We start from the raw sequence: 13,515 nt of genomic DNA, 5'->3' as shown, positions 1-13,515 counted from the left end.
GTCCCGGAGGCTCACCGGGACGTTGATGTAAAAGTGTCGCTTAGTGTTTTTTCGCGTCAGCGTGCAGATTTTTCAGTACGAAAGGAACCGAGTCACGCAGTGAAACATTAACGGTTTCACTGTGGTTCATCCCCTTATATTCATGCACGTCAACTGACGTTCCGGCTTTAGCGACATCACGCGCGAATGCACGCTGCATGATGGCGGGCACGTCAATATCCTGCGTCCCGGTACCAATAAATACCGGATGGGCGATTTTCAGGGTGTTATAGCGCAAACTGGCCGTCTGACTTTCCAGTAAGCCCTGTGTTGCAGGCTTCAGGCTATTACCCGCATTCAGGCCATCATCCATCACTTTTTTCGTTAACTCATCGATACACATTTCACGCGCGGCGGACACATCAGCAGCGGCTTTCGGCGTGAAATAATCATCCACATTCAGCCCTTTTTCCGTATCGGCTGCCGACAGATAGATGTACATCGCATAGGGAATTTTTGGATCGCCGCCCTCTTTCGCCCCACCGCCCCCGGCGAAAAGTGCCGCCGCAGAGGTCTTGTCATCAAAATAAGGCGTGCCGGTCAACACGGTTGAGACAATATGCAGATCCGGCGCATAGTCAGGCTGGTAGCCCACGCTCGCAAAAGCCGCGTGTGCCCCTTGCGACTGCCCCACAATGGTCAGTTGATTGCGTAACGGGAATGCGCCAAGCGCGGCTTTCACACCGTCCAGAACGCTCCACGCTTCCCCCCGCGCATTGAGATAGTGATGCAACCCGGAAGATCCGAGCCCCGCATAGTCCGGGGCCACGATGGCAAACCCCAGCGACAGCCACGTATTCAGATACTGCGCATCACGCGCTGAACGCGGGTTAAGAGAAGGCGCACAGCTTGTCTGCACACCGACCGTCCCGTGAGCCCATACCACGACGGGCCAACCCCCTTTTGGCGTTTCGCCTTTCGGGATGAACACGGCACCGGTGTCTTCCCGTGGACTTTTCCCATCCACGCCGCTCAACGAACGGTATCGAATCAGATACTGTTCAGCTGCTTCCTGTAAGCCATTTTTCGCATCCAACGTCGTTTTTTCTATCAAAGAACCGGGTGTGTCCGCCTCTGCTGAAGAACGCAGAGGCAACATGCCGAACGATATAACAAAAAATAACGTCAATACGCTTCGCTGTATCTGGGGTGAATGGAACATGACGTCTCTCCAGGAGGTTGATTTCACATCACCCTAAAAGATAGCTCACTTACCCATTGCCAATTAATTCAATCAATAACTAATTGCGAGCAATAGCAGGCCATTCGTAGGCTAAGATGCGGCCTCGAGCCACACCTGCCGTGTGTTCTCAGAAGCCGCCTGTGAGAAGCCTGTTATTCGTCGAAGAACCAGTAGCCCTGATTAACCAGCCCGGTTAACTCAGCCACGAATGCCGGATTCTCCAGCGCCTCGCCCAGTTCTTTTTTACCGAGAACGGTATAGCGGCATAACGCATCCGCTGCTTTCGGATCGACCGTGTCCAGTCGTTCGCTGTTGATAAAGTAGCTACCGCCCACTTCCAGCACCCGCAGCCCGCTCAGACGCGTCAACACATCACCGTCCATCAGCGCCCCCACAATCTCGTCCTGCTCGTAAGGCGGCTCTGCCGGAGCGATATCCAGCTCGTGACGCGGCGTCGTCACAAAGCGACCGAACCACTGTTTAAGCGCTTCTGGCTGATTAATCACATCGATCATCATCTCGCGCAGGCGGTTAAACTCATAGTCTTCAACCCGCCCCGGATGCTCGCGACAGGTCAAATCCGGGTCGCTGTAATGCTCACCGCCGAGATCGTTCTCCAGCACGTAGTCAGCAAAGCTGCTGATTAAGTCTCTGCCGTTCGGCCCGCGGAACCCCACGGAGTAGTTGAGCGCGGTTTCGTGAGTAAAGCCATCGTGCGGGAAACCTGGCGGAATATAGAGAATGTCGCCCGGCTCAAGATCTTCATCAATGATCGGCGGGAAAGGATCGACATGCAGCAGCGCAGGGTGCGGGCAGAACTGGCGCATCGGCAGCTTGTCACCCACTCGCCAGCGGCGGCTACCCATCCCCTGAATGATGAAAACATCATACTGATCGATATGCGGGCCAACACCGCCACCCGGAACGGAAAAGGAGATCATCAGATCGTCCAAACGCCAATCCGGCAACACGCGAAACGGACGCACGAGTTCGGCAGACGGCGCATGCCAGTGATTCACCGCCTGAGCCAGCAACGACCAACCGGTTTCACCCAGATTATCAAAATGCTCAAACGGCCCGTTGCTGGCCTGCCACTGACCATTTTTATGGCTGACCAGACGGCTATCGACCTCCGCCTCCATCGCCAGACCTGCCAGCTCATCCGGCGTAATCGGATCGACGAAATCAGGGAAAGCGCTCTTCAGTACAACAGGTTGTTTTTGCCAGTATTTTTCTAAGAATTCTGGCCAGTTAAGGTTAAGTTGGTAAGCCATGCGTCCACACCAGTGAGAAGAGAAACGAGCCTGATTATAAAGAAGGCCACGCCTTATCTACTTTGTCATTGGTCAATGGGCGGATAACTATCATGCAGCCTGCATATTCTTCTTTATTAGATAGTGTCTTAACATGCCTTCCTCAGGAAAATCAGGTAAAGACATTTGCAGTTGATAACCTTGCTTTTCATAGAAAGGAAGCGCCTGAAAACTAAAGGTATCCACAAGCGCATGACGACACCCAAGACGCATCGCCTCCTGCTCCGCTCCCTTCATCAACGCGCTACCGAACTTCAAACCTCTGGATTCTTCGCTCACCCACAAATAATCAATACACAGCCATAACCCTTTACGCATTGCGATCAGCCCGCCAAGCATAGTCCCGGCACTATTTCGGTGAAAAATACCGATTTGCCCAAAAGAGGCAGGATTAATAAACCGATGGTTGTAGCTTCTCAGGCCCGCAAAAAGCTCTTCCCGATCGCTATCGGTAATATCGTGCGTCACGATTAATTCCACTCGCCCTCCTAGGTTCCCGTTTATTAAAAATCATGAGGTTGCATGAATAACGCGCCGCTGGAAATATGGTTTCAGAGATCCCCGAGCTTCTGCACGCAACCCAACGCAGGCACTGCGTTTCAGCATAAGCACAATCCTCCTTTCGGTACACGACTCTCTGCATGGCGATTAGGCTTCTCCGTGTGCAACAGAAGCGTGTGTGCTTACAAAAGAAAGACTAGGTAGTTTGAGAGTGTTTTGGGGAAAGGATGTCAGGAAAAGGATACAATCTTCTGAATTTCAGGCATAAAAAAAGCCACCCTGAGGTGACTTGACTTTCATACTATGGTCAAGACCGGACCGAATTTTACAACGTAAGCAACTGATAAATATAATTTTAAAAACCAGATCTATTAGATTGTATACTCACATATATACTCATCTTCATTTATTTTAAAAGCGATATAAATCAATTAATTAAACTTCATCTTCGCCATCTTCAGCAGGCTCTAACGCATCAAGCGAAACCTTCACCATAGCGATTGAGCCAATGCGGATAAAGGCGTCCTCGCCATCCATATCGGTGATCACATAACGTTCCGCTGTCTCTGGGTCACACTCCAATATCTCAAAGAATGCGCCTAACTGACCTATATCCTCAATATCTTCAGATTCAGGTTCATCTGGCTCAACACTCAGTCCGATAATCGGGCCACCATTTTCCAGGGTAATGTGGACATTATAATAGAAATCGTCATCCCTATTCTCATCTCCATTACTGTAAATGGGGGCAACAGGTTCAAATAGGAATTGGTGAAATACTACTTCACGAGTATTTAACGCATAGCGATACTGGTCTGAGTCGAACACAAAAAAGCGTTCTACTCCCGGATACGTTTTCTCCTGGAAATAAGCATAGAATCGACGTTTATCAGCCGCAGATATCGCTAACCAGAGCGGATCTTGGTGCCCCCTAAGATAGAGTTTTACAGACCAAGCACAGCTATCGATCTCAATGCCTTTGGCTGCAAAATGATTCAAATCTTCATCAGTTTGACTACGATAGGTACGGAATTCCTTCAGCACTTCATCACCGTCGGGAAACACTGCGCTTAACGGCTTATTCAAAACAGCGCATATCGCCTGCGCCAAGCCTAGTTTGGCGGCAACTTTACCAGCCTCTATACGCTGAATCTGCTGCTGGCTAGTTCCCACTCTTTCTGCCAGCTCACGTTGAGTGATGGATAGCTGGGTGCGAAGTTGCTTGATCTTATTCTGTGGCATAGTGCAATACTCCATATAGAATTCACACCATTAAAACACAGTATTGAGTAAAAAACACAAAATAGTGTTTTGTGTTTTCGTCTTGTTGCTTCAAGTGCAGCAGCAAAGGCAGGGTTACAGATGGAGAGAAGTGCTAACGTACTCAACTTATTCATTGAGCTTGCTGTTCCTACGATAAGCAATTTTTAAAGTTTGGTGGGGTTTCTATCGAAGGACAACAAAATTCAGCGATCTTCTCGTGTATGCCAAAGATCGACGATATAAATAGTATCGTGCTGAATTTCATAGTGAACTTCATAATCATCAAACAAGATCTTTCTCACCTCGCGTGGTTCATATCTTGCCTGAGATACGCCGATTCTCGGGTGGTCAGCAAGCCCCGTGGTGCCGATGATCAAGCGATCTAACACCTCGTCAGCATGTTGCCGACTGTACTGACTGGCAAACCCGTAAATACGTTCCAGGTCATCCTGTGCCTTTCGCGTCCAACGTATTTTCATTGATTATGACTTTTTCAGTTTGTTGGCGAAGTCGATCACATCTGCATGGCTTACCACCCTTCCCGCATCGACATCAGCAAGGCCTTTCAAAATCTGCTGATGCCGCCGCTCTCTCTCTTCAATCATTGCGGTCAACGCTTCTTTAATCACCCAACTTTTGGATCTATCCAGTTCAATAGCCAGGCTTTCAACCGCAGCCGCAAGTTCGGCGGGTATCTGAGCACTGATCGTCTGTTTCGCTGGTTGTCCCATGAGCATCACCTTTTAATGAAAGTTAATAACACTTATTAAAATAGCATGATTCTGTTAGCGTCACTACCTGTGGCAAGTACCACATCAGCATCCCTGCTATGTCATACGCTCACTGGGTGATGTGCCACCTGTTATCTATGCAAGGCAAAAACTGGTCGGAGACCTTCATTGGCGGTGGTACTAAAAACCGGAGGGACTACAGAATCACATAACCACACGGCAATCTGGATGCACTTTAATCAGAAAGCACCCCACGGCCTGAGGTCACGGAATGCAGGTGAAACGAAATGTCAGCGCCGGAATTTTAGCGCTGCATTCTTCCTAGGATTTTGGCTCATCCTTAGTTTTCGGATTGACTTGCCACTGTAATAGCTCAGTGATATCCCGTTCGCCCTCTGCTTCTTTTATACGGCGCTGTTGCTCGGCAAACTGTTCATATTCGGCCTGAGCCATATCATCCGCCATTTCCTTACTGATCGTACCTGCACCTTTTAATACATCACGATCGTTGAATTGCAGGAATTGATCTAATTTTTCCTGCCAGTCACGTAGAAATATCTGCTGCCGACGTCTGGCCTGATCTTCAGCAAAATCCAGCCACATGTTGACCACGCGGTTCAGTTCATCAACTTCGCTTTTATTGAGATAATTTTTAGCGACGGTGACATCCCCTTTACGCACTTCATCACCCTTAAAGCTGGTCAGCCCCATATGAGGAAGACTGGCATCGGCACGTTGGTGAATGAGCTCAGCAGCCTTTTTCCCGGTACAGGCGAAATGCAGTTTATTCTAGATAGTCTAGATAGTCTGGATAGTCTGGATAGTCTGGATAGTCTGGATAGTCTGGATAGTCTGGAAAAAAAGCGTGGTTTCTTTTAGTGAGGGTTGATAATCCGCTGCGAGAGCAAAAATTTCCCGTACCCGTAAATAGACGCGCCTTTCACTGGCACGAATATCGCGGATGCGTTCCAGCATCTCGCCAAAGTAATCGGGCACCACCGACGGGCCGACCGGCGGATTTTTCAGCCGCTCATCGTCCATCACAAAGCCTTTAATCAGGTATTCCTGCAAGGTTTGCGTGGCCCACTGGCGGAACTGGGTGCCCCGGGTTGAACGGACGCGGTAACCGACGGCCAGTACCAATGACAGATTAAAGTACTGAACCTGATAGCTTTTCCCATCGCTGGCAGTTGTTCGGTAAAACCGAACAACTGAATTTTCATCCAATTCATCTTCTTCAAAGATGTTTTTGATATGCTCGCTGATGGTGGCTTTGGCTTTACCGTACAATTCGCAGATCATCGCCTGCGATAACCATAACGTATCGTTTTCAAAACGGCATTCAATACGTATTTTGCCATCCTGACTGGTAAACATGATGAATTCACCGACTGGGGCTTGAGGTAAATGTTTATCTGTCATGGTGCCTCTGTTTTTATGCGCCATCGGCTGAATGGTGATGCCCTGTCAGTGAAAAAATCAAGCCCCTTTCAACATATCAAACACCACCCGGGCAAACCCTTTTGCCAGTTCAGGATTAGACAGATATTGCATCATCATCTCCTGCTGCGCGTCATTGCTGTCCAACACCGCGTCATCAATCGCTTTAGGGAAATCCCCCAGCATGGCCTGTTCGCGCGTGTTATTCGCAATCTGCGTCATCACCGCCTGATTTTCCGATAACTTGTCACGCACGCTAAAAGCATAATTAATCATGTCTTTATCGGTCAGATTATCCGTAATAAACAGCTCGTTAAGGCGCGCCAGAATATGTGACAGAAATTCTTCTTTCTTATCCTTCGGCTTGGCAGTACCAATGTCATTGCCCGGCTTTATTTTGTATTCTTCGGCATCTTCCTGAAGTTTCAGATGTTGCTCATGAATTTTTGATAAGCGGTAATGGCTCATTTCCACATTACTTAAATCAATCTCATCTTCTTCAACATTCTGTTCATGCAGCATTGGCCGTAGATGGCGGGCAAACAGGCTGAGCTTCTCTAGTTCTTTATCATCGTACTCAACGATTTGTGACATAAACTCGTAGAAACGGACAAAGCTGCCGAGATCTTTCTTGAAGATATCCAGCTTGTCTTTCTCTTGCTTACAGCTTTTAAAGCTATTTTCAGCATTGGTAATCAGCACTACATCGTTAGTTTTCTTCGTACGTTCAAAAATTTCTTTCGCCAACACATAGGCATCAATGGCCGAGGTATAGCGTTTTTTCCAGCGCTCAACAGCGGGTTTACAAATATTACTAATTGCCGCGTTGGATTTATTTTTGGTAAAGAACGCTTCGCAGAATTGTTCAACCTCATTCCACAGGAAAATACCGCTGGCGCGGAGCTTCTCAAATAGCTCGAAGACTAACTGCGGGTCGCTAACATCTGTCAGCTCGGCAGTCTGATAGTAAGGCTGGAAAGCCCCCAGAATATCATCCGGGTCATTGTAGAAATCGAGCACGAAGGTGCCGGACTGCGCTTTACTCGGGTAGATACGGTTTAGGCGTGAGAGTGTTTGCACGCACTCCACCCCGCCAAGCGGCTTATCCACATACATGGCACACAACTTTGGCTGGTCAAACCCCGTCTGGAATTTATTCGCAACCAGCATGACCTGATAATCATCACTATCAAAGGCTTTGCGCATATCCCGGCCTTTCAGCCCCGGATTCATATTGATTTCGGTGAATTTCTTGTTTAACAACGCAAGACTATTTTGATCGCTTTCAACAAATTCCACTTCACCTGAAAACGCCACCATGGCGTTAATTTTCTGGTAGTGGTTCGCAGCAATATACTTATCAAACGCCAGCTTGTAGCGCACCGCCGCTTTACGCGAACTGGTCACGACCATGGCCTTCGCCTGTCCGCCGAGTAAATGCATGACATGTTTTCGGTAGTGCTCGACAATCACTTTTACTTTTTGCGAGACGTTATGTTCATGCAGCGTAACCCACTGGTTCAGCTTAATTTTAGCTTTTTTACTGTCCACTTCCCGGTCAGGATCGTCCAGCTTTTGCAACAGCTTATACGCCACTTTGTAGTTGGTGTAATTCTTCAGCACATCAAGAATAAAGCCTTCTTCAATCGCCTGGCGCATCGAATAAACGTGGAATGCTTCCGGCTTATTAGTCTTGGATGCGGGTTCAAGCGGATGAGGTCGACGGCCAAATAGCTCCAGCGTTTTGGCTTTTGGCGTGGCGGTAAACGCATAAAAATTAAGATTATTACTGCCTTTTCGCGCGGCAACGGTGGCATCCAAAATATCTTCCGACGACAACACCACATCGTCATCCGATTCTTCTGTCATCAGCACTTCTTTTAACTGACGCGCCGTGGAACCACTTTGGGAAGAGTGCGCTTCATCCGCAATTACCGCATATTTTCGTTGCTTAAGGCTGACGCTGTTTTCGATGGCCTTGAGCACAAACGGGAAGGTCTGGATGGTAACGATAATAATCGGCTGTGAGTTTTCCAGCGCACTGGCAAGTTTTTCTGATTTAGAGCCGTCGCCTTCTTTATTATTAATGCGCCCGACCACGCCGTCCTGATGCTCAAACTGGTAGATAGTATCCTGAAGCTGGTCGTCTAATACCGTTCGGTCGGTAACAACAATCACCGAGTGGAACTGCTTTTCCCCCTTATCATCATAAAGTGTAGAAAGCTGGTGTGCGGTCCAGGCAATCGAATTGGACTTACCGGAACCGGCGCTGTGCTGAATAAGGTATTTATTACCGGTGCCTTCTTTCGTGGCAGCGTGAATCAGTTTATTCACCACATCCCACTGGTGATAACGAGGGAAAATTAAACTCTCTTTTTTAACCTTCAGCCCGTTCCAGTCTTCTTTCTCTTCAATTTGCAAATGCACAAAACGCGCGAGAATGTTTAGCAAATTGTCCGGCAGCAGCACCTCATTCCACAGGTAGCTGGTGGCGTACTCGTTTTCATTTTCAGGAATGACATTCCCTGCACCGCCGTCCGCCGTACCTTTATTAAAGGGCAGGAAGAAGGTGTCATCACCGGCTAATTTCGTCGCCATAAACACGTCATACTGGCTGACGGCAAAGTGCACCAGCGCCCCGCGTTTAAAGGTCAGCAGCGGTTCAGGTTTATTGGTTAACGGGTCTTTCGGCAAACGCGTTTTCTTATATTGCTTAATCGCGTTTTGTACCGCCTGTTTGAATTCGGATTTCAGCTCAAGCGTCGCCACCGGCAGGCCGTTAACAAACAGCACCAGATCGATACGCCATTTTTTAGCTTTTAAGCCCGTTTCTTCAAACGCCGTTTTAGTAGCATACGGGCTATAAACCAGTTCCGGCACAATACGGCAGATATTCTGCTGATAACGCGCCAGCGTTTCCGGGTTTAAATTGTGCTCGGGTTTAAACTGGCATAGCGTAAAACGCGCATTGCGGATTTTTAGCGCATTACGCAATACACCCAACGTACCGTAGGTGCGCGAGAGTTTATCGGTGGCGTTACTATCGGCTTTTTTAAGCTGTACCACCAGCGCATCGAGGAAATGGCGCTCGGTATCGGTAGGGAAAACCTTAACCAGCTTTTCCCACTCCTGCGGTTGAGTCGTTTTAACGAAGGTCAGCACATCTTGCGAATACAGCGCACGTTCACGGTCATAGCCATCACCTTTGCCGACAATCCAGCCATGTTCAACCATCTGTGCAATCATTTCACTCTGGAAGATCGCTTCTTTGGTGGAGTCCATGCTCATGCGTTCACCTCCTGTGATTCCTCAATGTCCTGCGTGTCAGGTGCAACCCAACCGCGCACGTCGATTTTGCCCGTGACGGCGGCGGAGATAAGGGCGGTGCGGCGTTCTTGCATAAGGGAAATCATATCTTGTGCAGATACAATCAAGTTATCATGTTTGGATAAATTACATTCTAAATATTCTTTTATTTCTTTTTGTTCACAGAGCGGTGGTTCATATAAAGGCAAATTCTGAATATCAGACATATTAAAATGAGAAACTGTGCTTCCCTGAGATAGTTGCTTAACAAAATCGTCAGATAGGCCTGAATAAATTGAATGTAAAACAAACTCAGGAACAACTCTGTTTTTTTCTAGTTTAAATAAAACCATCCTCTGTCCTAAACAAAGAGGAATATCTCCAGAATAAACACATGCCTCCCCTGCTGGAGCCTCTCTAGTAAATAATATATCTCCAGACTCTGGCTTCCCTCTTTTAATCCATTCATTGTAAGTATTCTGGTCTGTATATAAACCGCCTTCTAAATATAATTTACCATTTTTAACATTTGTTGTACGGCAAACCAAATACTCACCATCATCAAAATACGGTGCCGTTTTATGTTCAGCATCAATTATTTTTCTTGTGATATGTTTTAGTTTTATTTTATCCCAATGATCTGGCACTTCTCCCAACCATTCAACGCCAGAATCTTTCATTGGCACATCAGGATTTAACCCTTTGGTAACGGCATGGCTAATCACTGCCTGACGTTTTTCTTTTATCATTTCAATCAGTTGCTGCTGTTTCTCGATCAGGTTATCGATTTTTGCAGTTTCGTGCTCCAGAAAGTGAACGATATGATCTCGCTCTTCTTTTGGCGGAAGTGGTATTTCGAAACTATTCAAATTAGAGGTAGTGAGCTGATTTATCGTTGCTGTTAAGAAAGAGCCTGACTGATATTCGAATAACGCAGAATTGAAGACCTTGGATAGATAATTATTATAGTGACTACGGAATATTGACATAAAAGCACCGAAGGACATCCCTTCAGCTTCTTTGGTTATTCTTGCATTTTTCCCAATTAGTGCTCGACTACCATTTCGTGCACATATAAGAATATCATTTTCTTTGACCTTAAGTTGGAATGGGATTTTTTTCGTTACATACACATTATCTGAAAAATCTAGATTCCCATTTTGAACATTAGAAGAACGTAAAACTAGAGTTCCCTCAGCCTCATTAACAACATCATCAGGCGAATAGGTTAACCCTATAATTGCCTGCCCTAAATATTTTAATTTTTTCGCATCCCAGTGGGCGGGAATCTCCGCTAACCAACCAAGCCGCGTCTCTTTATACTCCGGATACGCCTTATATTTAGCCATCAGGAATGCACCTCCTGTAGTAGCTTCATAATCTCGGCGCTGACCGCATCCAGATCGGCATCAATCTCTTCCAGCGGACGCGGCGGTTGATACACATAGAAATGGCGGCTAAACGGAATCTCATAGCCGACAATGCCAATGTCACCATCTTTGGCATCGCGCTTATCGGCATTAATCCAAGCATCGGCCACATGCGGCAGCACTTCCGCTTTAAAATAGCTCTCGATCAGGTCACTGGTAGAGAGCGCTGGATTCAACGGCACATTCTCGTTATCACGCAGATCGCCATCCTGCTCGAATTCCACCACTTTGCCTTGATACTCAAACGCACCGTACAGCGGCTGAGCGGCTTCTTTCAGCACTTTTTTCACCACCGGTTCTGCATCTGGGTTTTTCGTGGTGATCGCGTCAATAAGCTGCTTGTTCTCTTTGGTATCGAGCTTAACGCCTGCGGTTTTGATCGCCCCTTTCAGGGTAAGTTGGAACTGGTTAAAGTCGTTGCTGACTTGCGTTTTGCCACCCGCTTGAGTTCCCAGCACGGTTTGAATCTGCTGAGCTTTTTCCATTAATTCGCGCTGCGCCAGCCACAGTTTGCTGTCGAGCAAGTCTTTAATTTGCTTCTCTTTCAGCTCGGCAAATTCCGCTTTGATAATGGCACGCGCTTCAACTTCAATGTCTGCAAAATTGCCATAGTTATCGCTTTGCCACTGTGCGGAAAACACTTCAAACAGGCGCTCCATCGGCGCGTTAAACGGCTTCGGTGCAAAGCGCAGAGCAGCGATCGCGTCATCTGTAATCTGTGCGGATAAACGCAGCGGGCGCTCAATGGTCAGGCGACGGTAGCCAAAATCGGTACTATTGAAGATTTTGCTGGCAAAGGTTTTTGGCGCTTCGGTTTTAGCCGTAGCAGACTGGCGACCACGGTTGGATTTTTGCTCCGGTGCTTTTTCAAGACCTAAGGCTTCAAGAGAAATCGCATCAACCACCTCAAAACCACCAAACGTGCGGGTGATAAGCTTAATATCATCCTCGCCCATCAGGTTACGCTTGGAACCCAGAGACTTACGCATCTTGCCGCATAGGTTGGTGCCATCAATCAGTTGGACCTTGCCTTTGCGTTCCGCGGCTTTCTTATTCGACAGAATCCAGACGTAAGTCGCAATCCCCGTGTTGTAGAACATATCCATCGGCAGCGCGACAATCCCTTCCAACAAATCAGCTTCCAGAATATAGCGGCGGATTTCGCTCTCACCGCTACCCGCACCACCGGTAAACAGCGGAGAACCGTTGAGGATAATGCCGATACGCCCACCATCACTGACTGAACCATCAGGATTATGGGTATCACGCATTTTGCTGATCAGATGTAGAAGGAACAATAGAGAACCATCGGACACACGCGGTAAACCGGGGCCAAAACGGCCATTAAAGCCTTTCAGTTGATGCTCGTCGTTAATCTCACCTTCAATCTTTTTCCAGTCCACACCGAACGGCGGGTTCGACAGCATATAGTCAAACTGGTCTTGCGGTAACTGATCGTTGGAAAGGGTGTTGCCCAGTTTGATACGGCTAACATCCTGTCCTTTAATCAGCATATCGGCTTTACAGATGGCGTAAGACTCTGGGTTAAGTTCCTGACCAAAAGCTCGCATTACCGCATTCGGGTTAAGCTCATGCACGTATTCCATGCCGGAAGAGAGGAAGCCGCCCGTTCCCGCAGTCGGGTCGTAAATGGTACGAATGATGCCGTCTTTAGACAACGCTTCATCATCCTCCATAAACACCAGTGAGGTCGTTAAACGCACGATATCGCGTGGAGTAAAGTGTTCCCCGGCAGTCTCATTTGAACTTTCCGCAAAACGACGAATCAGCTCTTCAAACACCAGCCCCATTTCATGGTTGGAAATAGCCTTCGGGCTTAGATCTGTGGTGGCAAATTTTTTGACGATTTTGAACAGCAGGTTGGCATCATCCAGCAGGCCAACGAACTCACTGAATTTGAAGTGTTCAAAGATTTCACGCGCATCCTTTGAGAAACACTGAACGTAATTCTCCAGATTCGCCTTAATGTCGTTCTGACCCATCTTGCCGAGATCCATCGGCGAGGTATTAAAGAACGACAGACCATTGGTAGCACGTAACAGAAACTTATCTCGTCCTTCTTCTGGCAGCGGTCTAGCCTTCAGCTTTTCGACTTCTGCTAACACCGCCTCTTTACTCGCGACTAACACACACTCAAGCCGACGTAGGAGAGTAAAAGGCAGAATCACGCGCCCATATTGGGATTGTTTGAAATCACCACGAAGCAAATCAGCAACGGACCAGATAAAGGCAGCCGTCTGAGAGAAGTTAGTGTTAGACATGAGGATTACCAAAGAGTGTAACGAATA

General features: G+C 47.6%; 9 protein-coding genes and 1 pseudogene. All 10 read right to left on the bottom strand.

Annotation, left to right across the window (positions count from 1 at the left end; translation table 11 throughout):
- Positions 1–40: 40 nt before the first annotated feature.
- Complete coding sequence (locus R9X49_RS12860) at positions 41–1,201, bottom strand: lipase family protein (protein ID WP_319848783.1); 1,161 nt, start codon at positions 1,199–1,201, stop codon at positions 41–43.
- Positions 1,202–1,374: 173 nt separating this feature from the next.
- A complete protein-coding gene (locus tag R9X49_RS12855; protein WP_319848782.1) occupies positions 1,375–2,496 on the bottom strand; it encodes a cupin domain-containing protein in 1,122 nt (373 codons plus the stop codon).
- Between the two features lie 90 nt (positions 2,497–2,586).
- Positions 2,587–3,015, bottom strand: a complete 429-nt coding sequence (locus R9X49_RS12850) for a GNAT family N-acetyltransferase (protein WP_319848781.1) — start codon at positions 3,013–3,015, stop codon at positions 2,587–2,589.
- Positions 3,016–3,471: 456 nt separating this feature from the next.
- A complete protein-coding gene (locus R9X49_RS12845; protein WP_319848779.1) occupies positions 3,472–4,278 on the bottom strand; it encodes a helix-turn-helix transcriptional regulator in 807 nt (268 codons plus the stop codon).
- Positions 4,279–4,502: 224 nt separating this feature from the next.
- Positions 4,503–4,778, bottom strand: a complete 276-nt coding sequence (locus R9X49_RS12840) for a type II toxin-antitoxin system RelE/ParE family toxin (RefSeq protein ID WP_319848777.1) — start codon at positions 4,776–4,778, stop codon at positions 4,503–4,505.
- A gap of 3 nt (positions 4,779–4,781) precedes the next feature.
- Positions 4,782–5,030 (bottom strand): ribbon-helix-helix domain-containing protein, encoded by a 249-nt coding sequence (locus R9X49_RS12835; protein WP_319848776.1) that lies wholly within the window; start codon positions 5,028–5,030, stop codon positions 4,782–4,784.
- Between the two features lie 321 nt (positions 5,031–5,351).
- A pseudogene (locus R9X49_RS12830) lies at positions 5,352–6,452 on the bottom strand (virulence RhuM family protein).
- A gap of 57 nt (positions 6,453–6,509) precedes the next feature.
- Positions 6,510–9,758, bottom strand: coding sequence for a type I restriction endonuclease subunit R (locus R9X49_RS12825; RefSeq protein ID WP_319848775.1), 3,249 nt, complete (start codon positions 9,756–9,758; stop codon positions 6,510–6,512).
- Positions 9,755–11,125, bottom strand: coding sequence for a restriction endonuclease subunit S (locus R9X49_RS12820; protein WP_319848774.1), 1,371 nt, complete (start codon positions 11,123–11,125; stop codon positions 9,755–9,757). Before R9X49_RS12820 ends, R9X49_RS12825 begins: the two co-directional genes overlap by 4 nt.
- Positions 11,125–13,488, bottom strand: coding sequence for a class I SAM-dependent DNA methyltransferase (locus R9X49_RS12815; protein WP_319848772.1), 2,364 nt, complete (start codon positions 13,486–13,488; stop codon positions 11,125–11,127). Before R9X49_RS12815 ends, R9X49_RS12820 begins: the two co-directional genes overlap by 1 nt.
- Positions 13,489–13,515 lie beyond the last annotated feature (27 nt).

Source organism: Pectobacterium carotovorum, assembly GCF_033898505.1.
GTDB lineage: Bacteria > Pseudomonadota > Gammaproteobacteria > Enterobacterales > Enterobacteriaceae > Pectobacterium > Pectobacterium carotovorum_J.
The sequence above is the reverse complement of the archived record's forward strand: the minus strand, read 5'-3'. Positions and strand labels throughout refer to the sequence as shown.

Coding starts and splice junctions, on each gene's coding strand:
- R9X49_RS12820 (WP_319848774.1), bottom strand. CDS start 11,125: ATGGCTAAATATAAGGCGTATCCGGAGTATAAAGAGACGCGGCTTGGT.
- R9X49_RS12860 (WP_319848783.1), bottom strand. CDS start 1,201: ATGTTCCATTCACCCCAGATACAGCGAAGCGTATTGACGTTATTTTTT.
- R9X49_RS12825 (WP_319848775.1), bottom strand. CDS start 9,758: ATGAGCATGGACTCCACCAAAGAAGCGATCTTCCAGAGTGAAATGATT.
- R9X49_RS12815 (WP_319848772.1), bottom strand. CDS start 13,488: ATGTCTAACACTAACTTCTCTCAGACGGCTGCCTTTATCTGGTCCGTT.
- R9X49_RS12835 (WP_319848776.1), bottom strand. CDS start 5,030: ATGGGACAACCAGCGAAACAGACGATCAGTGCTCAGATACCCGCCGAA.
- R9X49_RS12840 (WP_319848777.1), bottom strand. CDS start 4,778: ATGAAAATACGTTGGACGCGAAAGGCACAGGATGACCTGGAACGTATT.
- R9X49_RS12855 (WP_319848782.1), bottom strand. CDS start 2,496: ATGGCTTACCAACTTAACCTTAACTGGCCAGAATTCTTAGAAAAATAC.
- R9X49_RS12845 (WP_319848779.1), bottom strand. CDS start 4,278: ATGCCACAGAATAAGATCAAGCAACTTCGCACCCAGCTATCCATCACT.